Origin of the sequence: Exiguobacterium sp. SH1S1 (assembly GCF_004337245.1) — a bacterium.
Classification (GTDB): domain Bacteria; phylum Bacillota; class Bacilli; order Exiguobacteriales; family Exiguobacteriaceae; genus Exiguobacterium; species Exiguobacterium aurantiacum_A.
In genome coordinates, this window is sequence record NZ_SJUZ01000001.1 from 1,094,826 (window position 1) to 1,115,406 (window position 20,581).

The following is a 20,581-nucleotide window of genomic DNA, read 5'->3' on the forward strand; positions in this document are numbered from 1 at the left end:
ATTAGTACGCTCCTTCCGAATATGTCAGTTCATACGAATGCGAGTAGATCTCGACGAGGTTGCCGAACGGATCTTCACAGTACACCATCCGGTACGGCTTATCGCCCGGGTAATACTCGCGGATCGGCATCCGTTGTTTGCCACCGTGGGCGACAATCTTCTCGACGAGCCCTTCGATGTCTGGGTCTTGGACGCAATAGTGGAAGATGCCTGTTTTCCAAAACTCAAAATTATTCTCCGGTTTCTCGTTGTTAGGGAACTCGAACAGCTCGATGCCGATCTTGTCACCGGTCGACATGTGGGCGATGCGGAACTTGCCCCAGCCCGGGCCGAACACGTCGGTGCACATGACGCCGATCGGTGAGTCATCCTCAACGACGTCCGACGGTTGCATAATCGTGTACCAGCCCATCACGTCTTCATAAAACTTCACTGCTTCCGTCACACTGGGGACTGATAGCCCGATATGTGAGAATGTACGTGGATAAGTCAAATTGATCCGCTCCTTTTTGGTTGCTCATTTGGGTCGATAACGATAAGATACCTTCATCGTAGCAAGAAAAAAAGTACGCACATTGAAGTAACTACCCGAAAGCGAGGCGAACTGAACATGACGACCCCGTTCCCCGTCAACAAGGCGCTCGACATCATCGGCGGTAAATGGCGTCCACAAGTGTACTGCACGCTCGAGACCGGCCCGCGCCGCTTCTCGGAGATTCAGCGCGCCATCCCCGACGTCAGCCGCAAAGTGTTGACCGACCAACTGCGCGAACTCGAACAGCTCGGCATGGTCCGACGCGACGACTATTCGACCGACAAACAGCTCCACGTCGAATACTCCCTCACCGAGGAGGCGTTTAGCCTGCAACCAGCGATGAAGGCGCTCTGCTCTTGGGGCGAAACCCGAGACGAATAAACCCTCGCCAAGTTTTCCGGCGAGGGTTTTGTCATGACGCGAATAGGCTGATGAGGTTCCCGTCCGGATCGACGACGATGGCGTAACGTTGTCCCCAAAACGCGTCCCACGGCTCACGATGAATCACGTATCCTTGTTTGAAGATAGCTTCAAACAGTGTATCGAGCGCTTCACGGCTGTCACACAGGAAAGCGAGCTCGACCCGATGCCCCGATGCCGGTTTCCATTCCCCATACACCGATTCCGCGACCTCGACTGTGTCAAAGGCGAGCCGGACGCCGCCTTCGTCAACTTCAACGTGCGCTTCCCCGTTCATTGATACTGGAATCGACAGTCCGAGCAGCCGATAGAAGTCGAGCGCTCGCTTCATATCCTCGACGACGATGCCGACCATATCTAGTTTGATTCCCATGTGGTCACCTCACTTCTTGAATTGATGGTACTATCGAAAGTGTAGCACCTATCTATCCTTTTGAAACGAGGAAATCACTATGACGTATAAGTTCGCTTTGATGACACAAGCGCAGGCCGAAACAATCGCCTTCAGTTGGCATTACGATGGAGAGTATGCTTTTTACGATATGGAGGCTGACGAAGACGACTTGGCCGAGTTTTTAGACACCGAACAACGAGGGCAATCGGTATTCGCCATCACGAACGATGGCGTACTGGTCGGTTTTGTTAGCGTGCATCAAACAGACGCCGATACGATTGACCTCGGTTTAGGCATGAAGCCAGGTCTGACCGGAAACGGGACCGGACGAGCGTTCGTTACCTCGATTCTTGATTTCATCGAATCTACGTTCGACCCAAATCGTATCACCTTGTCGGTTGCCACGTTCAACGCGCGGGCGATTCGCGTGTATGAAGCTTGCGGGTTTCGACAAGTGGCTTCGTTTCAACAAGACACGAACGGGAGTACGTTCGACTTCATCGCATTAGAACGCAAAAAGCGCCCTCAGGATAGATGCTGAGGGCTTTTCTGCTGCCCGGTGCCTTTGTCGACCAAGTAAATCTGGCCATTCCCGTCTCATACCAAGACGGTCACACTTCATCGTTCGGGCAAGCACGGAGCTGCTGTTTCACACGTGAACCGTTCCCCCTACATGGTGTGTGATCGCTGCTTCATTCGGCTCGAACACGCCCGCTTCGGTGATGAGTCCGGTGATCAGTTCAGGCGGTGTGACGTCAAACGCCGGGTTAAAGACGGTGATCCCGACCGGCGCCGTCGGTTGTCCGCCGATATGGGTCACTTCTAGCGCGCTCCGCTCCTCGATTTGAATCACATCGTCCGCCGTTAAATCAAACGTCGTGTGCGGGGCCGCGACGTAAAACGGGATCCCGTAATGTTTAGCCAGGATGGCGAGCTGAAGCGTGCCGATCTTATTGGCGACGTGACCCGTCCGTGTGATGCGGTCAGCGCCGACGATGATGGCGTCGACTCCTTTCGCCTGAATCGTCCAAGCGGCCATATTGTCGGTGATGAGCGTGACGTCGATGTCGGCCTGGTCGAGCTCCCAGACGGTCAGGCGTGCCCCTTGGAGGAGCGGCCGCGTCTCACAAGCGAAGACGTTAAACGCTATACCTCGCTCTTTCCCGACGTAAAATGGAGCGAGCGCAGTCCCGTAACGCGACGTCGCGATCGCCCCGGCGTTACAGATCGTCAAGACGTTCCCCCCTGCTGGCAGCACCGTGAGCGCATGCTCCCCGATGGCCCGATACGTGTCGACGTCTCGCTCGAACAGCGCGATGGCCCGATGTTTGATGTCGGTCGCGATCCTTTCAAAGTCATCGCCGACGTTAAGCCCGAGAAGTGACTCGATCACGTTTTGAAGATTGACCGCCGTCGGTCGCGTCGCGATCAACCGACGGCCGACGAGGTCGAGCCGGCGTGTGAAGTCCGGGTCATCTTGAAGCCGGACCGCTTCTTTCGCGAGCACGAATGCGCCGAAATAGGCGATGGCCGGCGCGCCTCGGACTTGTAACGTCTCGATGGCGTGCTCCGCCTGTTCGAGCGTCGCGATCGTCACGTACCGCTCCTCATGGGGCAGTAACGTTTGGTCTAAAATGACGAGCTCGTCCCGGGACGGTTCGAAGCGAATGTTTTGGACTGTCATACGCGTACCCCCGCTAACAGCGTCACTAATTCATCGATTGTCCGGACATCGTGGCGCTGTTTAATGAGCGTCGTGCCGAGCGTGAGCGCTTCCCGTTTCCGCTCGAACCGGACCGTTTCCGGTAACGTCTCGAGGTCATTGACTCCGGCGAGGCCGATGGCGCGGCGAATCAGTTCGCATCCGGCATAGCCAATCGTGTCGCTAAAGATGGTTTGAAGTAGTTCATCGACGAATCCGTCCGTGTTGAACGGTTCGACCGCCGTCTCAAACTTCGTCCGGAACGTCTTCTCAAACGTCTCCCATACCGTCAATACGTCGGTGAACCGCTCGAACCGTTTGAGTGGGTCATGGAACGTCGATAGCGTCAAATGGGCGACAATTTGCCCGATGTCAAAGCCGAACGGTCCATAAAAAGCGAACTCCGGATCGATGACTTTCGTCTCTTGTTGCGTCGCGAAGATGCTGCCTGTATGTAAGTCCCCGTGCAAGAGCGCGTCGTGTTTCGTGACGAAACCGACTTTCAGTTTCGTGACCTCCACTTTCAATTTCTGGTCACGCCAAAGCGCTTCGACGTCCTGACGGAGCGCGGTTTCGATGTTGTTCGATTCGGCATCTTTGTACGGATCGGTGAAGATCAGTTTTTCAGTGATATCGCACAGTTCCGGGTTGTAATAATCCCGTTCTTTCCGCTTCTTCTCAATCGGGCCGGCCGCATAGTCGGACGTCTCAAACAACGTCTGTCCTAAAAACTCACCGATGTGACGGGCAAGTTCAGGATACGTTTTCCCTTCCAAATAGCCCGTCCGGACGATATCAAAGTCGGACAAGTCTTCTAAAATCGTGTAGGCGAGCGTCCGGTCACTGCCGAGAACGACCGGGACGAAACGCGGGACGACGCTGGCGAATTCGCGCAACGCGAGCTGCTCGATCCACGCCCGTTCAAGTGTGAGCGGCCAACTCTCGCCGACGACTTTCGCATACGGTAGCGCCTGCTTGACGATGAGGCTCGTTTCGCCTTGACGGATGCGGAAGACGAGGTTCAAGTTGCCGTCCCCGATCTCCTCGCAATGCGCGATGCCCCCATCTTCGAGTAACCCTAACGTTCTGACGTGCTCGACGACTGTCTGTTCTGTAAATGGTTGATAAGCCATGTCTGTTTCCCCTTTCGGTATATTCCCCACAAAAAAAGCCCCTTTCTCCGCGAGAAAGAGGCACAGCCGTAACGGTTGTTCCTCTCATCTGTCAGACGTATGTCTGGTGGATGTAGCACCGTGCCTACTGGTCGGTTGCTGCGGCGTCATCGGGCCAATTCCCTCTGCCAACTCGCGATAAGAGTGTCGTATTCGATTGTGTGAACTTGTTGTGATGAATATTACGGACTCGACCCCACCTTTGTCAACGGCAATTTGCTGGAGCAACGGTCACTTTTTTTATGCATATATGGTAACAACGAACTCAAACTTTTTTTCTCAAAAAAAGGAATTGACGAACCGGATATTGTGTGACAAAATTCAATTAAATTTCACAACTTCAAAATACATTCTTATCAAGAGCAGACGGAGGGGACAAGCCCGATGATGTCGCAGCAACCGACCCGATTGGGCACGGTGCTAATTCTTGCAGCGTAAGCTGAGAGATAAGAGTTCATTTTTTTATGATGACCTCTTGCCTCGGCATGGGGTCATTTTTGTTTGACCGGAAGGAGGAACGAACATGAGTATTACTGCCACATATGAAATCAGCCGGACGGACCGCGTCGCGACTGTCGCCGAGAAAATCGCCCTCGAACTGACCGTCGGCACGTGGACGGAACTGCCTCACCTAGAGCAAGAACAATTAAAGGCGTATCGGGGCGAGGTCGTCTCAACGACGCATACGGAAACAACGAGCCGCTTCACAATCCGTTACCCGCTCCATAACGTCACGCCCGACTTCTCATCCATCTTGACGACGACGTTCGGGAAATTATCGCTCGATGACTCGGTACGCTTGATCGACTTAACGTTACCCGAAACGCTTGCATCTGAATTCCCCGGAGCAAAGTTCGGTGTTCAAGGCGTTCGTGAGTTGCTCGACGTACATGATCGCCCGCTCGTCATGAGCATCTTTAAAGGGATCATCGGCCGTGATTTACGCTTCTTAGAACAGCAACTTCGAGACCAGCTCGCCGGCGGCATCGACATCGTCAAAGATGATGAAATCCTATACGACAACCCGCTCACTCCGTCGCTTGAACGAGCTAAAATCGGGGCGGCCGTCATCCAAGAACAGTTCGAAACGACCGGGAAACGTTCGCTCTATGCCATCACGCTCAGCGGTCCGGTGTTCGGGCTGCGTGACCAAGCGCTCCGCTTGATCGAGGCGGGCGCGACGGCACTGTTGTTCAACGTCTATACATACGGGCTCGACACACTCCGCGAACTCGCAAGCGATCCAACAATTAACGTCCCGATTTTGGCGCACCCCGCGTTCGCCGGAGCCTTGACCGGCTCGATCAGCCACTCGCTCTTGCTCGGAAAATTGATCCGCCTCGCGGGGGCCGACTTGACGCTGTTCCCGTCCCCATACGGTTCACTTGCGACACCGCCTGATGAGGCGTTCACGATTCGGGATGGCAGTGCTCGGCCGCACTGGACGAAACCGATTCTACCGGTCCCATCGGCCGGTATCCATCCGGGGCTCGTCCCGGACATCATCCGTGATTTCGGCACAGACGTCGTCATCAACGCCGGCGGCGGCATCCACGGTCACCCAGACGGCGCGGCCGCCGGGGCCCGGGCGTTCCGACAAGCGATTGAGCAAGTATTGGGCGTGGCGAGCCAGACGAACGAGCTCGAAGCCGCGTTAAAGGCGTGGTCAAAACAATGACGATTCACATCTTGTGTGACTTCGATGGGACGATCACGGCCGAGGACAACATCATCGCTTTGATGCGGGCGTTCGCACCGCCCGAATGGCACGCGCTCAAAGACGATGTGCTCGCTCAAGACATCTCGATCCGCTCCGGGGTCGGGCAGATGTTCCAGCTGTTGCCGAGCGCTGACGCTTCGGCGTACCGTGACTACTTGCTGGACCGCATCACCTTGCGCCCAGGTTTCCCAGCATTTTTGGAAGAGATCCGAGAACATGGCTGGAAGTTCGACGTCGTCAGCGGCGGCATGGACTTTTTCGTGCACCCGATCTTGCAAGACCACGTCGCACCGGACCACATCTACTGTAACGTCGCCGACTTCTCAGGCGAGACGGTACGCGTCGACTGGCCCTACGCCTGTGACGCGCATTGCACGAATGATTGTGGTTGCTGCAAACCGACAATCGCCCGGACGATCGTCGATCCCGTTGATCGCTTGATCGTCATCGGTGACTCGGTGACCGACTTCGAGATCGCCAAACGGGCCGATTTCGTCTACGCCCGTGGGCAACTCATCACGCTCTGTGAAGCAGAAGGCATCGCCTATGCCCCGTTCGAGACGTTCGACGACATCACCCATCACATGAAGGAGGTGCACGTATGAGCGTGACCGCACGTTGGCTTGAACTCGCCGACATTAAAGACGAACTCGCCGCGCGCGACTGGTTCCCCGGAACGAGTGGCAATTTGGCGATTCGTGTCTCCGACGACCCGCTGACCTTCCTCGTCACGGCGAGCGGACGCGATAAACGAAAACGGACCGCGGACGATTTCGTCCTCGTCGACGCGGCCGGTCGCTTGCTTGGCGAACAAACTGGTAAACCGTCCGCTGAGACGCTGTTACACGTCGAGGTGTTCAACAAGACCGCGGCGGCGTGTTCACTCCACGTACATACGGTCGACAACAACGTCATCTCCGAGCTCCATGCCGTGAACGGTGAGGTCGTCTTCACGGGGCAAGAGATCATCAAGGCACTCGGGTATTGGGAAGAGGACGCGGTCGTCCGGGTCCCAATCATCGACAATCATGCCGACATCCCGACGCTCGCGGCCGCCTTCGCGCCTCACGTCCATTCAAGCGCCGGTGCCGTCCTCATCCGTAATCACGGCATCACGGTCTGGGGCGAGACGCCGGCTGCGGCGAAACGTTATTTAGAAGCATACGAATTTTTGTTCAGCTACACGTTAAAACTACGCGCCTTAGGCGTCCATTCATAAGGAGGAACTATCTATGGCAACTGTCTATTTCCAACAAACCGAAGAACGTCTCGTCGACCAATCTGAAGTGAACGTATTTTTAGAATCGCGCGGTATTCTGTATGAGCAGTGGGACATCGCTAAACTTCCGATCGCGCTTCAAGAAAACTACGAACTGACGGACGACGACAAGCAAGCCATCCTCGCAACGTTCCGTGACGAGATTCAAGACGTGTCGGAGCGCCGCGGCTATCAAACGGCCGACGTCATCTCGCTGTCTGACGCGACACCGAACTTGGACGAACTGCTTGTCAACTTCCAAAAGGAACACCATCATACGGACGACGAGGTCCGCTTCATCGTCAGCGGGCACGGCATCTTCGCCATCGACGACGCCGAACGTGGCTACTTCAACATCGAACTCAATCCGGGCGATTTGATTTCGGTCCCGGTGAACACGCGCCACTACTTCACGCTCCAAGACGACCGCCAAGTCGTCGCCGTCCGCATCTTCGTGACAACAGAAGGCTGGGTGCCGATCTACGAGAAGCAAGACGTGACTGCCTAACAAAAAATCCTGCCTTCCGCATACGCGAAAGACAGGATTTTTTTTAATGCTTGACCGCTGTCGGTTTGGAAGAGAACCAACCCCAAACAGCAATCCCAACCATGACCGACCAGAAGAACAGTGTCCAACCTAACGAGTGGACGAAACCGTCTGGAAGACCCATGAACGCGAACGCTGTACCGGCAATCAATTCCTTGAAGCCAGGGTGTTCGAGGACGAGTACCGTCAACTTCACACCGACCCAGCCGACGATGAGGAAGGCGGCCGTCTCCAGTGTCGGACGTTGATGCAGCAACTTCACGAAGACGCGGGCCGCGAATCGCATCAAGATGACCCCGATGAGTCCACCCGTCAAGACGACGAAGAATTGACCTGAGTCGATTCCACCGATCTCTCCAAGACCGAGCGGCGGCAAGCTGACTGCGAGTGCGACCGCTGCCAAGATCGAGTCGACCGCGAAAGCGATGTCGGCGAACTCGACTTTTACGACCGTCCACCAAAACTCTTTTTTCGTGACCGGCTTCTCGGTAATTGCCGTCTCTTCTTTCGCCTCGGCAGCTAGGTCTTGTCTTGGATCCATCTTGCGCGCCTTATACGTCATATATAGATGTCGCGCGCTCATCCCGATCAAGTAAAGGGCACCGAGTGCTTGGACTTGCCAGACGTTGATTAAGAACGAGATTAAGAATAATGCGATGAAGCGGAAGACGAACGCTCCTAATAAACCGTAGAATAGCGCTTTCTTCTGTTCTGTCCGCGGCAAGTGCTTGACCATGACGGCCAACACGAGCGCGTTGTCTGCAGATAGTAGCCCTTCAAGACCGACGAGTACGACGATGATCCAGGCGTACTGCAGGATTAACTGCCAATCCATTAAAACATCCCCTTTTTGTTTGTGTTCCTTCATATTTAACAGTGATCTATTTTTAAGTTCACAGGAACATTTTATTCCCGTGCGCAAATTAAATCAATCTTCTTTTATTCAATATCTGAAGTTTTTTCCGCGGAGCAGGTTCAAAGCACGTTCGCGAAGCAAAATGATACCCAGTTTGTATCCATTTCGTGATAAAATCCTAACAAGAACGAGTGGCGGTCATTTGCCCTCTTAAAAAAGGAGAATCCGATTATGTCTACAAGCCATGTCGCTTTACCTACTAAAGCAGAACGACATAAACTATTCGGCTCGGTCCCGCCGGTCAAAGGTACGAAACCGACAGAAAAAGATAAAATGGTCGATCTTCAAAATACACCTAAGAACTTCTTGTTCGCACTCGACAGCGTCGGGATCTCGAACGTCAAACATCCCGTCAACATCGAAACTCCAGACGGCATCCAAGCGACGGTCGCAACGTTTGAATTAACGACATCACTCGTCCAAGATCGTAAAGGCATCAACATGTCCCGCTTGACGGAACAGCTCGACGCGTACCATACGCAAGGCTGGACGTTATCAAACCGCTCGCTCATCGAGTTCGCCCAAGAACTCGCCGAGCGTATGGAACAAACGGAAGGTCAATTGACGGTCCGCTACCCATGGTTCTTCAGCCGGAAAGCACCGGCGACGGGCCTCAGCGGTCTTATGAACGCCGACGTCATGCACAACGTGACGTACAACCTCGAGACGGGTATGGCGAGCGTGACGGTCGGTCTCGTCATCAACGTGACGACGCTATGCCCATGTTCAAAAGAGATCAGCGAATACAGCGCCCATAACCAGCGCGGCTACATCACAATCGAAGCCGGTCTTGACGAAGCGTCGCTCGACGGCTTCGACTGGAGACTCGCATTGCTCGATGCGGCGGAGTCGAACGCATCGGCACCACTTCACCCGGTCTTAAAACGTCCGGATGAGAAACGGGCTACAGAAATCGCTTACGAAAACCCACGTTTCGTAGAAGATATGGTCCGCTTGATTGCAGCCGACTTGTACGAGATGAAACAAGTCGTCAACTTCTTCGTCGAATGCCGAAACGAAGAGTCGATCCACCAGCACGACGCGATCGCGTCAATCACGTTCGATAAACGTGACAACTAAAAACGAGTGAAGCCATGTACTTGGCTTCACTCGTTTTTTTACACACTTTGTATGAGGCGGATCGTCAACAAAAGGACGATCAGGACGATCCACACCGCCCAGATGGTGCGCCATCTGTTCCAGTCGAGACGCTTCACGAACGCGTACACCGTCAAATAGAGGACGATCAAGAGCGGAATGACGACCCACGGATTGTCGAGCATCACGCTTCGACGTCACCGTCCCAAGCGAGCATGCCGCCCTCGACGTTGACGACTTTGAACCCTTCCGATTCCAAATAGTCGCACGCCGTCTGGCTGCGTCCGCCCGAGCGACAGATGACGTGATAGACGTTGTCTTGCGCGAGCTTCTCGGTCACGCCCGGGAATTCAGACAGCGGATAGAGCGGCACGTTCGGGATATGGCCCGCGTCGTACTCGTCTTGTTCGCGCACGTCGATGATGTGGAGCGACTCCCCGTTCTCAAGCTTTTCACGTAATTCGGTTGCATGGATGCTTTGCATGCTGTTTCCCCCTTAAATTGTTATCCCCTACTAGTTTACCTCAGTTTCGTGTCGGACAAACTCCAATTGATGGTCGCCTCGTCATCGCAGTAGAAACCTTTCAGACCACAACGTTCGACCATGTCACTTACCCAAGACTGACTGCCGCAAAATAAAGTGAAGTGGCTATCCCACGGCGGTACGATGAGCCAATCATGCTGATAGCCGAAAAACGTGCGATGATTCATGTCCCATGTATCGGCTGCAAGAACTTCTCGAATGTTGATAAGATGACGCTCCGTACAAAATTCGTCGCCGCTCCATATCCATTCTTCTCCCGTCTCCAGAAGCGCCCTTAATACCCGATTCTTTAAGAAATCAGACAGCTCGCCTTCGCCAGGTGGGAGTAAATTCTCGCGCTCGCAAAATTCGATGATTCGATTTGCGCCTTCTTTATCTTCGGCATGCGGTTTCAACGCCCCAATCATCGTTCGGAGTGCGTGATCGATACGTTTGACGTCTTCAAAACCAAGTTGGCGGCGCATATCTTCCCATGCGACGGCACGAAAATGCTGTTCCACTTCGTTTTTGTTCATCTCGACATATCGGTCAATTGCTTTAGGATCTTCTATCGGTCCGAGAAACGGATGGTACGCGACGAACACTTCTTCAAACACGCCCTCATAGTAAGTTTTAATCGGAAAATCATCTCCACCGCCGAACATGGCGTAGCGATGTCCTTCCGGTAAAGTGATGGCTCCCTCAATCTCCTCCATGTGACCGCCTCCTTTTCCAATAGTTTACAACTACGCATCAAAAAAAGCATCCTCCGCTGTGGGAAGATGCTTCTGACTTACGCTTCGTTGCGCTCGTCAATCGCTTGTGCCGCTGTGATGAGCGTCAATTTATAGACGTCTTCTTCATTACAGCCACGCGACAAGTCGTTGACTGGCTTGTTGAGACCTTGCAAGATTGGTCCGATCGCTTCGAATCCGCCGAAACGTTGAACCATCTTGTAGCCAATGTTCCCGGCTTCGAGGCTCGGGAAGACGAACACGTTGGCGTTACCGGCGACGTCAGAGCCCGGTGCTTTCTTCGCTGCCACGCTCGGGACGAACGCTGCGTCGAACTGAAGCTCACCATCGATTGGAAGGTTTGGCGCTTTCTCTTTGGCGAGACGCGTCGCTTCGATGACTTTCTCGGTTTCAGGCGACTTCGCCGAACCTTTCGTCGAGAAGCTGAGGAGCGCGACTTGCGGCTCGATGCCGAACGTCTTCGCCGTCAACGCTGACAAGTAGGCGTTCTCGGCAAGGTCGGCCGCATCCGGTGCGATGTTGATCGCACAGTCCGAGAAGACGTATTGCTCATCGTCACGTACCATGATGAATACACCTGACGTCTTTTTGATGCCTTCTTGCATCTTGATGATTTGAAGTGCCGGACGGACCGTGTCGGCCGTCGCATGCATCGCACCCGAGACGAGACCTTCCGCTTTGCCCGTGTGGACGAGCATCGTACCGAAGTAGTTCACATCTGACGACAACAATTCACGAGCTTGTTCAGCCGTCGCTTTGCCTTTACGGCGTTCGACGAACGATTCGACGAGCGTGTCGATATCTTCGTATGTCGCTGGGTCGTACTGTGTCAAGTTCGAGATATCAAAGCCGTGTTTCGCTGCGACTGCATCGATGTCCGCTTTCGGACCGACGACGATCGGGTTGACCATGCCGTCATTTTTTAAACGGACTGCAGCTCCAAGGACGCGCTCATCGACGCCTTCTGCTAAGACGATGGTCGGACGAATCGGGCTGACTTTTTGCTTCAACGTATCAAATAATTTCATGGTAAGTGAACTCCTTTTCGATTGGAAGATATCTATGTTTTCTCTTTAGGACACAATTGTCCGTATGCGTGTTTTATTATACACAGTCCTTTTTTTAAAATAAACTATTCTGCCCATATCGTCATAAATCGCTTGAAATCAGTCATTATATGAATAGAACAGTTATGTATTTATGACTGATACAGGTTGCTGTGAAGCCGTTTACATTTCTGTGTCCGCTTTTTCCTTTCCCCGGTCTCGATTGTGATTACCCTCACAGACAGCGCCAAATTTGCCAGGCGGTAAAGTGTCTGTGGTAAAATAAACAGCGAAGCCAAGTCTTGAAAGGAGTTTTTTCATGTCAGAACGTCCAGCACCGACAACCGAAACACAGCACGCAGCCGCCACATTAGACGGTTGGTATACGCTCCATGATTTCCGCTCGATCGATTGGACACGCCTAAAAGCAGTCGACAAAGCGGCGCGTCAAGAAATGATTGAGGAGTTCGTCGCCTTCCTCGCCTCGCTTGAAGACGTCGAAACACGCGGAGAAGGCAGTCACGCCTTCTATTCAATCCTCGGTCAAAAAGCGGACGTCGTCCTCATGGTCCTTCGTCCGACGTTCAAAGAGCTCGAGCAAGTCGAACTCGCCCTTCGTAAGACGAAACTGTACGACTATATGATCCCATCGTACTCTTACGTCTCGGTCATCGAGCTCGGCATGTACCGTGGCTCTGGTGACGGAGATCCATACGAGAACCCGCACATCCGCTCGCGCTTGTACCCGACGTTGCCGAAAGCAGCCCACATCTGCTTCTATCCGATGAGCAAGGCGCGCCGTGACGAGGACAACTGGTATACGCTGTCGATGGACGAGCGGAAAGACCTCATGTACCGTCACAGCATGATCGGCCGCAGCTATGCCGGCAAGATCCAGCAGTTCATCGGCGGATCGACCGGATTTGACGGCTGGGAATGGGGCGTCACGCTCTTCGCGGAAGACTCGCTCCAATTTAAGAAGATTGTTTACGAGATGCGTTTCGATGAAGTCAGCGCCAAATATGGGGAGTTTGGTGACTTCTACGTCGGAAACATCCTTCCAAAAGAAGAACTCGGCACATTCCTCGGTTGATTGAGGTTTACGCATCGACCCCCTCGGGAAACATCGTTGTAGAGGCACTTACAACAATGATCAATGAGGTGAACAACGATGCGCGTGTTCAAGGAATCAGATCGAGACACTGCAAAACGTTTAGATTCGTTCATTGAACGAATGACCCCGACAGCAGAGCTAGTCCAAATTCGATTTGAACAACAATTACAACATACACAGCGAAAGGGTCAGGCGAAAGCCTGACCCTTATTTTGTCTTCGCGTGAAGCGCGTCGCCAAGGAACGTCGCGAGTTCTAGCATGCCGTATTGACCTGCCTTCGCTTCCGCGTCCGAGTTATAGTTCGTATTCGTGTTGACGTCGTACGCATAGACGTTACCGTCACGGTCTTCGATAATCTCGATCCCCGCGACTGCGATATTATTTTTTACCAAGAACGCTTCTAGTTGATCGATGATCGGATCGGCAAACCCGTCGACGATTTCAAATTTGGCCGGCGGCGTCTCGCCGACCGGGCAGAATTGGTCTTCAATCGAGCACGCATCCGCCGGGCATAGTTCGAACCCTTCCGACGTGTCGACCCGTACCGCGTAGAGGAACTTTCCGCCGATAAATTCACAGCGCGTGATGAACGGTTTCGGCGCTTCGATATATTGTTGGATGAGCGTGATGCCATCGACCAAGTCCTCGAACGCCGGTCCGTACACATACCCTTTCAACGCCTCAATCGAATGGAACAGCTGCACGCCAAGCCCTTTACCAGCCCGGTTATGCTTCGTGATGAACGGGCTCATGCCAAGCTTCTCGGCCGCCTCGATGATTTGTTTTTTTCCGACGGCAGCGATCGTCCTCGGCACACGGATCCCTTCTTGACGAAGCGCCGTATACTGGTTGACCTTGCTCACTTCGAGGCGAATCGCCCGTGTCCCGTTGAAGACGGTCCGTCCGTTCGCCTCGAGCCAGGCAAGTACCCCTTCCGTCAGCTCTGGCGCGTAGCGATGCCCGCGCGTATGTGACGACGCACTCATCCGGTTATAGAACACACCATCTGGCGGCGTCGCTTCAATATCGATGATTCCTTCATCTAAATGCCACAGTTCATATGGAAGCGATAACTCCTCGAGCCGTTTGACGAGATGGTCCGTCCACTCATTGTTTTCATGCAAGACGTGAATTTTAGCCATATGAATCCCCCTTTGATACTCCTAATGTACCACACCGATATCCGACTATTCCAATTAGCATAATTGACGATACGTTCATTCTTATTTCATAACGGTTTCATGGTATAATGAACTTAATAATCTATGTGAAAAGTGACAATTTCAAAGGGAAGTGATGTGTTTGACTGCACCTATTTTAAGTACAGACGTTTCAATCCTCTTGTTCGGTCTCCTCCTCGTCGCGGGAGTTTTGGCCACGCGCGTGTCCACCCGTTTTGGCCTTCCTGCGTTGATTCTGTTCATGGGGATCGGCATGGTCATGGGCAGTGACGTCACCGGCTTAATCTTCTTCGATGACTCGAACCTTGCCCAGATGATCGGAATCTCCGCTCTGATCGTTATTTTGTTCGAAGGTGGTCTGCAGACGAAATGGGCCTCGATTCGGAGTGTCCTCGCTCCGTCCGCCTCGCTCGCGACGATCGGCGTCTTATTGACGGCCGGATTCGTCGCCGTAGCCGTTCGTTTCGTATTCGGTTTCGACTGGATTGAGTCTTTCCTATTCGGTGCCATCATCGGCTCGACCGATGCTGCCGCCGTATTCGCCGCCTTTAAAGGAAAGAATATCGCACCGAAAGTCGGCGCGACACTCGAAGCCGAGTCCGGCACGAATGACCCGATGGCGATGTTTTTAACGATCCTCGCTCTCGACTTCATGTTGAAACCGGACACGACGATTTGGGACGGCATTGGGATGTTCATCCTCCAGATCATCGTCGGGGCGTTCGCCGGGTACATGCTCGGGAACCTGTCACGGCTCATGCTCAATCACTTGCGCCTTGAGTCGAGCGGCCTGCACGCCGTCCTCATGATTTCGATGGCGTTCATGACGTATGGAGTGGCCGCCTATTTCGCCGGCAGCGGCTTGCTTGCCGTCTATCTTGCCGCGATGATCGTCGGGAACGCCCACACCGCCCACGAAGTGACCATCGTCCAATTTTCGGAGGCGCTCGCTTGGATCATGCAAATTATCATGTTCGTCATCCTCGGCCTTCTCGTCTATCCGAAACAACTGTTCGACCCAGAACTCATTTGGAAAGGGCTGTTGATTTCATTTTTCCTCATGTTCGTCGCCCGTCCGATCGCCGTTTACTTATCGACGATCGCGATGCCGTTCACGCATAAGGAAAAACTGTTCATCTCCTGGGCCGGCCTAAAAGGAGCGGTCCCGATCGTGCTAGCGACGTTTCCGCTCATCGCCGGGATCGACAACAGCCAACTCATCTTCAACGCCGTCTTCTTCGTCGTCGTGACGAGCGCGTTGATTCAAGGAACGACGCTCACACCGCTTGCGGCCAGACTGAACCTGCTCGGGCCGGATAAGATTCGCTCACCGTATACGATCGCGCTCGTGTCGAGTAAACAGTCGCAGCATCAGCTCGTTCCGTATGTGGCGACAGAAACGTCATCGATGATCGGACGCACGCTCGCCGACATCACGTTACCGCCGAACACGGTCGTCAATGCGATCGTCCGCAAAGACTACCTCATCCCGCCTACGGGTCAAACGAAAATTGAGCCGGGCGACTTATTGTACGTCCTCGCCTCGACGTATCGTCACGACCAACTCGATCGCAAGTTCGGCGAAGACGGGCTTGAACGCGTCGAGCTATGAACGAACAAGGACCGTGCCCGAGGCACGGTCCTTGTTTTATGCTTTGACTCGACGCGCCGCTGCGATCAAATCGGCGACGTCTTGCTCGCGTCCGGCGTGGAGCGCCTCGACGATGAAACTGCCGACGACGACCCCGTCACACGCCTCACCGAGCGCTTGTACTTGGTCTTCCCGATGGACACCGAATCCGGCGAGTACCGGGACCGGAGACCGTTCTGTCAACGAGCGCAAATGGGCGAGCAGTTCGTCCGGGAACGCGTCGACTTTTCCGGTCGTCCCTTTGAGCGTCACCGCGTAGACGAACCCCTCGGCCTGACTTAAGATCGTGTCGATTCGTTGTTTGTTACTCGTCAATGTGACGAGCGGGACGACCGCGACCCCGTTCCGTTCGATCCCTGCGAATAGTTCGAGGCTCTCTTCGAACGGCAAATCGGGGATGATGACACCGCTGACGCCGCATGCGGCCGCACGGTCGAAGAACGGTTGGATTCCGAACCGGAACACCGGATTCAAGTATGTCATGAGGACGATCGGGACTGAGAAACGCTCAGTTCCTTCTATTAAATAATCCAACACACTAGAGAGCGTCACGCCGTTCGCGAGAGCACGCATCCCCGCCGCCTCGATGATCGGCCCGTCCGCTACCGGATCTGAGAACGGGATCCCGAGCTCGATCGCCGTCGCGCCCATCGCTTCAAGCCGCTCGATCGTCGGAATGAGTTGATCGAGTCCGCCGTCTCCGGCCATGATATAAGGGACGAACGCTGCCCCGTCTCTATTTCGAATCGCTGTCTCTAAGCTCATTTCCGTCCCACCCTTTCTCGAATCGTATGCACATCTTTATCGCCTCGGCCTGACAGACAGATGACGAGCAAATCGTCCTCGTCCATCGTCGCGGCGAGCGTCTCGGCATAGGCGAGCGCATGTGACGACTCGAGTGCCGGAATGATGCCCTCATGTCGACTGAGTGACGTACATGCCTCTAACGCTGCCTCATCGGTGACCGCCGCGTAACGGACACGCTCGATGTCTTTCAAGAAACTATGTTCTGGTCCGACCCCAGGATAATCGAGGCCGGCCGAGATCGAGTGCGCTTCTTGGATTTGTCCGGCCCCGTCTTGCAGCACGTACATGAGCGAGCCGTGGAGCACGCCGACCTCCCCTTTCGTGAGCGTCGCCGCATGCTTGTCCGTATCGACGCCGCTTCCTGCTGCCTCGACTCCGTACAAGGCGACGTCCTCGTCATTCAAGAACGGGTAGAACATCCCCATGGCGTTGCTGCCGCCACCGACGCAAGCGATGACGGCATCCGGCAAGCGTCCGGTCTTGTCTAAAATTTGGCGCCGTGTCTCTGTTCCGATCACACTTTGGAAGTCACGCACCATCGTCGGGAATGGGTGTGGTCCAAGTACAGAGCCCATGACGTAGTGTGTATCGTCAACGTGTTTGACCCAGTAGCGTAACGCCTCGTTGACCGCATCTTTCAACGTTCGGCTGCCTGACTTCACCGGAATGACCGTCGCCCCGAGCAATTCCATCCGAAACACGTTCAACTCTTGCCGCTCGACATCGACCTCACCCATGAAAATCGTACATTCTAAGTTGAGCAGCGCGCACACCGTCGCCGTCGCCACACCGTGTTGTCCGGCACCGGTCTCAGCGACAATTTTCTGTTTCCCCATCCGCTTGGCGAGAAGCGCCTGCCCGATCGTGTTGTTGATCTTGTGGGCACCGGTATGGTTCAAATCCTCACGTTTCAAGTAGACGTTCGTCCCGAGGCGTCGACTCATGTTCTCCGCATAGTAGAGCGGCGTCTCCCGTCCGACGTATTCGCTGAGCAACTCGTCGAAGCGTTCTTGAAATTCAGGATCTAACTTCGCTTCCTCATAAGCCACCTCGAGTTCTTCAACGGCTTGCATGAGTGTTTCCGGTATATACTTTCCTCCGTACGGGCCAAACTTTCCGTTCACTGGTTGTGTGTACATGGTGTTTCCTCCTTGGCACGTCTGATGAACGTGCGAATTTTATCGATATCTTTCTCTCCATCTGTCTCGACACCGCTTGAGACGTCGACCCCGTCAGGCCGTACGTCATGCATCGCTTGTCTCACGTTGTCGGCCGTCAACCCGCCGGCAAGCCAGAACGTTCGCTTGGGGCGTTCCAACTGTGACCAGTCGAGCGTCTCCCCGCTTCCGGGCGTCGGTGCATCCAGTAAGACGATATCTGCCTCTGTCTTGCTACTCGCTTCGATGATCGGCAGATTGAACTGCCGGAACGATTCAAACGGCAACGTGCGCCGGTGCAGTTGGATATCCGTCAATCCACACGTGATCGCCGTCTCGACCTCCTCAAGCGTCGGGTCGAGGAACACTCCGACGACACGGACGTGATTCGGGATCAACTGCCGTAGCCGTTTCGCCGTCGTCACATCGACTTGGCGTGAGCTGTTCGCGAACACGAAGCCGATCGCATCGGCCCCGGCTTCAACCGCCGCCGTCACGCTTGCTTCTGTTTTTAATCCACATATTTTAACGAACACGTCTTCAGCTCCTCAATCAACGCCGTCGGGTCATCCTGTCGCATAAGCGCCTCTCCGACGAGAATCGCTTTGGCTCCCGCGTCTCGCAGTCGGCTCGCTGATTCGCCGGTGCTGACTCCGCTCTCACTGACGAACGCCACGTTCGGATAACGCTTCATCAATTCAATCGATGTCTCAAGCGATACGTCGAACGTCTTCAAGTTCCGGTTGTTGATGCCGATCAGCACGTCCTCAAGTTCGAGCGCCGTCTGGAGCTCGGCTTCATCGTGCACTTCGACGAGCACGTCGAGGCCGATCAGGCGTGCGTGTTGCTTCAACGCGTGCAGGCGAGTCGGATGCAGCGCCGCGACGATCAACAACGCCGCGCTCGCGCCGGCCGCTTTCGCCCGATCGAGCTGCCGTTCATCGATGATGAAGTCTTTACACAGGACCGGGATATCGACGGCGTCAGCGACTTGGCGTAAGTCATCGAACGACCCATTAAAGTACGTCGTATCCGTCAGCACCGAAATCATCGTCGCACCGGCCCGTTCGTAAACCTGAGCCCGTTCGGCCACATCCAGTTCGGCTCGAATCACGCCTTTTGATGGGGACGCCCGCTTAATTTCCGCGATGATATGAAACCCGTCCGCGACCAGCCTCTGTAACGAGATCGGCTCTGTCGCCGTGACCGTGACGTCTTGCATCTGATTGACCTCTTCGATTTTCGTCCCAATAATTTTCGTCAAGTAGCTCATGCGCCCACCTCCGTTTTTTGTAGTTGCTTAAGGACGCGGACGGCGTGGCCCTCGTCGATGCTTCGGCTCGCCTCGGCCACACCTTCACGTAACGTCTTGACGGCGCCGTATGTGCATAATGCGAGTGCCGCATTCAACAAGACGACGTCCCGCGCCGGTCCTGCCGCGCCGTTCAAAACGGCGACGAGCGTCTTCGCATTCTCTTCGGGTGTACCACCTTGTAGCGCCGACAGCGGTGCCCGCATCAACCCGACGTCTCGCGGGTCGACTTGATATCGTGCCGTCTGCTCTCCGTCAAAGAAGAGTACCTCGTTCGCACCAACGAGGCTCGCCTCGTCGAGTCCGCCGGCCCCATGGACGACCATGCCCCGTTCGACTCCGAGATGGCGCATCGCCGTAGCCATCTTCTCAATCAAGTCTGGATGGTAGACGCCGATCAATTGCCGTCTCGGCTTGAGCGGGTTCGTCAGCGGACCGATTTGATTGAAGATCGTCGCCGTCCCGAGCCGTTTTCGCACCGGCATGACATGTTTCATGATCGGGTGGACATGTTGGGCGAACAAGAAGCTCAAGTTCGTCCGCTCAAGTTCAGCTAACACGTCGTCAGCACTTTGGACGATCGGGATATTCAACGCCTCGAGCACATCGGCGCTACCCGACCGGCTCGACACGCTCCGATTCCCATGTTTCGCGACCGGGATACCAAGTCCGGCGAGAACGAACGCGACGGTCGAACTAATGTTGAACGTGTTCGCTCCATCACCGCCGGTCCCACAAACGTCGAGCACAGGGAGCGTCGTCTCCGGGAACGTCGCCGCCTCACGGATATAATCGGCCAGCCCCGCCATCTCTTCGGCCGTCTCGCCGCGTGCTTTCAATGCGAGAAGCACCTCGGTGATTTGCGTTTCATCAGCTTGAAACAACTCGGAAGCCGCCTGTTTCATCTCGGTCGTCGTCACTTGGTTCGTCAGTAGTCGTGTTAACATGTCCGTTCCTCCTTAAGCGATTTGGGTATAAAAAAACTCCATACGACGTCTGTCGTATGGAGGACGGTATGGACCGCGGTGCCACCTCTCGTTGGATCAATCGATCCCACTTTCCGATGCTATCACATCGTATCCTGATAACGGTGGAAGCCGTCACGGCCTACTAACATTCAGCCGTGCTCTCATGAGCCCATTCACGTGACGGTCTCGGTCAGGATCCCACCACCCCTGACTCTCTGTACGAGACTTCTTCACGCTACTCTTCTCAATCATCGATTTAAGATTCAATTTGAAAAACAAAAAAGGGTCACTCGGTCCAACTCAC

The 20,581-nt window shown here is 54.5% G+C and carries 24 protein-coding genes, 2 riboswitches and 1 other annotated feature; of the genes, 9 read left to right on the top strand and 15 right to left on the bottom strand.

Translation table 11 applies throughout. From position 1 onward, the window contains the following. Position 1 precedes the first annotated feature (1 nt). Positions 2–493, bottom strand: coding sequence for a lactoylglutathione lyase family protein (locus EVJ23_RS05515; RefSeq protein ID WP_070328288.1), 492 nt, complete (start codon positions 491–493; stop codon positions 2–4). Positions 494–610: 117 nt separating this feature from the next. Here EVJ23_RS05515 and EVJ23_RS05520 point away from each other — a divergent pair, with 117 nt between their 5' ends. Beyond that, positions 611–916 (top strand): winged helix-turn-helix transcriptional regulator, encoded by a 306-nt coding sequence (locus tag EVJ23_RS05520; protein WP_070328289.1) that lies wholly within the window; start codon positions 611–613, stop codon positions 914–916. A gap of 31 nt (positions 917–947) precedes the next feature. Here the strand turns inward: EVJ23_RS05520 and EVJ23_RS05525 are convergent, their stop codons facing one another. Beyond that, positions 948–1,328: a VOC family protein gene (locus EVJ23_RS05525; protein WP_071398449.1), complete on the bottom strand. Its 381-nt coding sequence runs from the start codon at positions 1,326–1,328 to the stop codon at positions 948–950. Between the two features lie 79 nt (positions 1,329–1,407). On the opposite strand from EVJ23_RS05525, the gene EVJ23_RS05530 reads away from it, so the two are divergent. Then, entirely contained in the window at positions 1,408–1,890 is a 483-nt protein-coding gene (locus tag EVJ23_RS05530) for a GNAT family N-acetyltransferase (RefSeq protein WP_131464709.1), read from the top strand. Positions 1,891–1,998: 108 nt separating this feature from the next. On the opposite strand, the gene mtnA is transcribed toward EVJ23_RS05530, so the two are convergent. Then, positions 1,999–3,033, bottom strand: coding sequence for an S-methyl-5-thioribose-1-phosphate isomerase (gene mtnA, locus EVJ23_RS05535; protein ID WP_131464711.1), 1,035 nt, complete (start codon positions 3,031–3,033; stop codon positions 1,999–2,001). Continuing rightward, a complete protein-coding gene (gene mtnK / locus EVJ23_RS05540) occupies positions 3,030–4,184 on the bottom strand; it encodes an S-methyl-5-thioribose kinase (RefSeq protein ID WP_131464713.1) in 1,155 nt (384 codons plus the stop codon). The genes mtnA and mtnK overlap by 4 nt, the downstream gene beginning before the upstream one ends. 81 nt (positions 4,185–4,265) lie before the next feature. Continuing rightward, a riboswitch (SAM riboswitch) is annotated at positions 4,266–4,368 on the bottom strand. Positions 4,369–4,573: 205 nt separating this feature from the next. Next, positions 4,574–4,676, top strand: a riboswitch (SAM riboswitch). Between the two features lie 70 nt (positions 4,677–4,746). On the opposite strand from mtnK, the gene EVJ23_RS05545 reads away from it, so the two are divergent. The 4 genes from EVJ23_RS05545 to EVJ23_RS05560 are packed head-to-tail and all read left to right on the top strand — an operon-like array spanning position 4,747 to position 7,709. Then, positions 4,747–5,901, top strand: coding sequence for a 2,3-diketo-5-methylthiopentyl-1-phosphate enolase (locus EVJ23_RS05545; RefSeq protein WP_070329122.1), 1,155 nt, complete (start codon positions 4,747–4,749; stop codon positions 5,899–5,901). Further along, complete coding sequence (locus EVJ23_RS05550) at positions 5,898–6,548, top strand: 2-hydroxy-3-keto-5-methylthiopentenyl-1-phosphate phosphatase (protein WP_131464715.1); 651 nt, start codon at positions 5,898–5,900, stop codon at positions 6,546–6,548. Before EVJ23_RS05545 ends, EVJ23_RS05550 begins: the two co-directional genes overlap by 4 nt. Beyond that, a complete protein-coding gene (locus EVJ23_RS05555) occupies positions 6,545–7,162 on the top strand; it encodes a methylthioribulose 1-phosphate dehydratase (RefSeq protein WP_131464717.1) in 618 nt (205 codons plus the stop codon). The genes EVJ23_RS05550 and EVJ23_RS05555 overlap by 4 nt, the downstream gene beginning before the upstream one ends. A 13-nt stretch (positions 7,163–7,175) precedes the next feature. Then, positions 7,176–7,709: a cupin domain-containing protein gene (locus EVJ23_RS05560; protein ID WP_131464719.1), complete on the top strand. Its 534-nt coding sequence runs from the start codon at positions 7,176–7,178 to the stop codon at positions 7,707–7,709. A gap of 43 nt (positions 7,710–7,752) precedes the next feature. On the opposite strand, the gene EVJ23_RS05565 is transcribed toward EVJ23_RS05560, so the two are convergent. Next, positions 7,753–8,583, bottom strand: a complete 831-nt coding sequence (locus EVJ23_RS05565) for a TerC family protein (RefSeq protein WP_131464721.1) — start codon at positions 8,581–8,583, stop codon at positions 7,753–7,755. A gap of 252 nt (positions 8,584–8,835) precedes the next feature. Between EVJ23_RS05565 and folE2 the strand changes: the two genes are divergently transcribed. Then, entirely contained in the window at positions 8,836–9,744 is a 909-nt protein-coding gene (folE2, locus tag EVJ23_RS05570) for a GTP cyclohydrolase FolE2 (protein ID WP_016508342.1), read from the top strand. A gap of 38 nt (positions 9,745–9,782) precedes the next feature. On the opposite strand, the gene EVJ23_RS15220 is transcribed toward folE2, so the two are convergent. From EVJ23_RS15220 to pta, 4 genes are all read right to left on the bottom strand, one after another. Beyond that, positions 9,783–9,947 (bottom strand): hypothetical protein, encoded by a 165-nt coding sequence (locus tag EVJ23_RS15220; RefSeq protein WP_016508312.1) that lies wholly within the window; start codon positions 9,945–9,947, stop codon positions 9,783–9,785. After that, positions 9,947–10,246: a rhodanese-like domain-containing protein gene (locus EVJ23_RS05575; RefSeq protein WP_016508292.1), complete on the bottom strand. Its 300-nt coding sequence runs from the start codon at positions 10,244–10,246 to the stop codon at positions 9,947–9,949. Before EVJ23_RS05575 ends, EVJ23_RS15220 begins: the two co-directional genes overlap by 1 nt. A 35-nt stretch (positions 10,247–10,281) precedes the next feature. Next, positions 10,282–11,001, bottom strand: a complete 720-nt coding sequence (locus EVJ23_RS05580) for a DUF2711 family protein (RefSeq protein WP_131464723.1) — start codon at positions 10,999–11,001, stop codon at positions 10,282–10,284. A gap of 77 nt (positions 11,002–11,078) precedes the next feature. Continuing rightward, positions 11,079–12,068: a phosphate acetyltransferase gene (gene pta / locus EVJ23_RS05585; RefSeq protein ID WP_070329128.1), complete on the bottom strand. Its 990-nt coding sequence runs from the start codon at positions 12,066–12,068 to the stop codon at positions 11,079–11,081. Positions 12,069–12,405: 337 nt separating this feature from the next. Here pta and hemQ point away from each other — a divergent pair, with 337 nt between their 5' ends. Further along, positions 12,406–13,179: a hydrogen peroxide-dependent heme synthase gene (hemQ, locus tag EVJ23_RS05590; protein ID WP_071398465.1), complete on the top strand. Its 774-nt coding sequence runs from the start codon at positions 12,406–12,408 to the stop codon at positions 13,177–13,179. Positions 13,180–13,407: 228 nt separating this feature from the next. Here the strand turns inward: hemQ and EVJ23_RS05595 are convergent, their stop codons facing one another. Beyond that, on the bottom strand, positions 13,408–14,343 hold the full coding sequence (locus tag EVJ23_RS05595; RefSeq protein WP_131464725.1) for an ATP-grasp domain-containing protein: 936 nt from the start codon (positions 14,341–14,343) through the stop codon (positions 13,408–13,410). A 154-nt stretch (positions 14,344–14,497) separates the two neighbouring features. Between EVJ23_RS05595 and EVJ23_RS05600 the strand changes: the two genes are divergently transcribed. Further along, positions 14,498–15,994: a potassium/proton antiporter gene (locus EVJ23_RS05600; protein ID WP_131464728.1), complete on the top strand. Its 1,497-nt coding sequence runs from the start codon at positions 14,498–14,500 to the stop codon at positions 15,992–15,994. Positions 15,995–16,030: 36 nt separating this feature from the next. Here the strand turns inward: EVJ23_RS05600 and trpA are convergent, their stop codons facing one another. The 5 genes from trpA to trpD are packed head-to-tail and all read right to left on the bottom strand — an operon-like array spanning position 16,031 to position 20,256. Next, positions 16,031–16,798, bottom strand: a complete 768-nt coding sequence (trpA, locus tag EVJ23_RS05605; protein WP_131439350.1) for a tryptophan synthase subunit alpha — start codon at positions 16,796–16,798, stop codon at positions 16,031–16,033. Further along, positions 16,795–17,979 carry a tryptophan synthase subunit beta gene (gene trpB / locus EVJ23_RS05610; RefSeq protein ID WP_131464730.1) on the bottom strand — a complete coding sequence of 395 codons (1,185 nt, stop codon included), beginning with the start codon at positions 17,977–17,979 and terminating at the stop codon, positions 16,795–16,797. The genes trpA and trpB overlap by 4 nt, the downstream gene beginning before the upstream one ends. Next, positions 17,961–18,533, bottom strand: a complete 573-nt coding sequence (locus tag EVJ23_RS05615) for a phosphoribosylanthranilate isomerase (protein WP_131464732.1) — start codon at positions 18,531–18,533, stop codon at positions 17,961–17,963. Before EVJ23_RS05615 ends, trpB begins: the two co-directional genes overlap by 19 nt. Next, positions 18,509–19,270, bottom strand: coding sequence for an indole-3-glycerol phosphate synthase TrpC (gene trpC / locus EVJ23_RS05620; protein WP_131464734.1), 762 nt, complete (start codon positions 19,268–19,270; stop codon positions 18,509–18,511). The genes EVJ23_RS05615 and trpC overlap by 25 nt, the downstream gene beginning before the upstream one ends. Beyond that, the gene (trpD, locus tag EVJ23_RS05625; RefSeq protein ID WP_131458837.1) at positions 19,267–20,256 is read right to left on the bottom strand and encodes an anthranilate phosphoribosyltransferase; all 990 of its coding nucleotides are present in this window, start codon (positions 20,254–20,256) and stop codon (positions 19,267–19,269) included. The genes trpC and trpD overlap by 4 nt, the downstream gene beginning before the upstream one ends. A 56-nt stretch (positions 20,257–20,312) precedes the next feature. Next, positions 20,313–20,538, bottom strand: a binding site (T-box leader). Positions 20,539–20,581: the final 43 nt, after the last annotated feature.

Bases quoted from the DNA above. Each gene is read 5' to 3' on its own strand.
- EVJ23_RS05575 (WP_016508292.1), bottom strand. From the start codon at position 10,246: ATGCAAAGCATCCATGCAACCGAATTACGTGAAAAGCTTGAGAACGGG.
- mtnK (WP_131464713.1), bottom strand. From the start codon at position 4,184: ATGGCTTATCAACCATTTACAGAACAGACAGTCGTCGAGCACGTCAGA.
- EVJ23_RS15220 (WP_016508312.1), bottom strand. From the start codon at position 9,947: ATGCTCGACAATCCGTGGGTCGTCATTCCGCTCTTGATCGTCCTCTAT.
- trpD (WP_131458837.1), bottom strand. From the start codon at position 20,256: ATGTTAACACGACTACTGACGAACCAAGTGACGACGACCGAGATGAAA.
- EVJ23_RS05560 (WP_131464719.1), top strand. From the start codon at position 7,176: ATGGCAACTGTCTATTTCCAACAAACCGAAGAACGTCTCGTCGACCAA.
- EVJ23_RS05565 (WP_131464721.1), bottom strand. From the start codon at position 8,583: ATGGATTGGCAGTTAATCCTGCAGTACGCCTGGATCATCGTCGTACTC.
- pta (WP_070329128.1), bottom strand. From the start codon at position 12,068: ATGAAATTATTTGATACGTTGAAGCAAAAAGTCAGCCCGATTCGTCCG.
- EVJ23_RS05520 (WP_070328289.1), top strand. From the start codon at position 611: ATGACGACCCCGTTCCCCGTCAACAAGGCGCTCGACATCATCGGCGGT.
- EVJ23_RS05550 (WP_131464715.1), top strand. From the start codon at position 5,898: ATGACGATTCACATCTTGTGTGACTTCGATGGGACGATCACGGCCGAG.
- mtnA (WP_131464711.1), bottom strand. From the start codon at position 3,033: ATGACAGTCCAAAACATTCGCTTCGAACCGTCCCGGGACGAGCTCGTC.
- trpC (WP_131464734.1), bottom strand. From the start codon at position 19,270: ATGAGCTACTTGACGAAAATTATTGGGACGAAAATCGAAGAGGTCAAT.
- EVJ23_RS05525 (WP_071398449.1), bottom strand. From the start codon at position 1,328: ATGGGAATCAAACTAGATATGGTCGGCATCGTCGTCGAGGATATGAAG.
- EVJ23_RS05545 (WP_070329122.1), top strand. From the start codon at position 4,747: ATGAGTATTACTGCCACATATGAAATCAGCCGGACGGACCGCGTCGCG.
- EVJ23_RS05580 (WP_131464723.1), bottom strand. From the start codon at position 11,001: ATGGAGGAGATTGAGGGAGCCATCACTTTACCGGAAGGACATCGCTAC.
- EVJ23_RS05555 (WP_131464717.1), top strand. From the start codon at position 6,545: ATGAGCGTGACCGCACGTTGGCTTGAACTCGCCGACATTAAAGACGAA.
- EVJ23_RS05595 (WP_131464725.1), bottom strand. From the start codon at position 14,343: ATGGCTAAAATTCACGTCTTGCATGAAAACAATGAGTGGACGGACCAT.
- folE2 (WP_016508342.1), top strand. From the start codon at position 8,836: ATGTCTACAAGCCATGTCGCTTTACCTACTAAAGCAGAACGACATAAA.
- trpB (WP_131464730.1), bottom strand. From the start codon at position 17,979: ATGTACACACAACCAGTGAACGGAAAGTTTGGCCCGTACGGAGGAAAG.
- EVJ23_RS05530 (WP_131464709.1), top strand. From the start codon at position 1,408: ATGACGTATAAGTTCGCTTTGATGACACAAGCGCAGGCCGAAACAATC.
- hemQ (WP_071398465.1), top strand. From the start codon at position 12,406: ATGTCAGAACGTCCAGCACCGACAACCGAAACACAGCACGCAGCCGCC.
- trpA (WP_131439350.1), bottom strand. From the start codon at position 16,798: ATGAGCTTAGAGACAGCGATTCGAAATAGAGACGGGGCAGCGTTCGTC.
- EVJ23_RS05600 (WP_131464728.1), top strand. From the start codon at position 14,498: ATGTGTTTGACTGCACCTATTTTAAGTACAGACGTTTCAATCCTCTTG.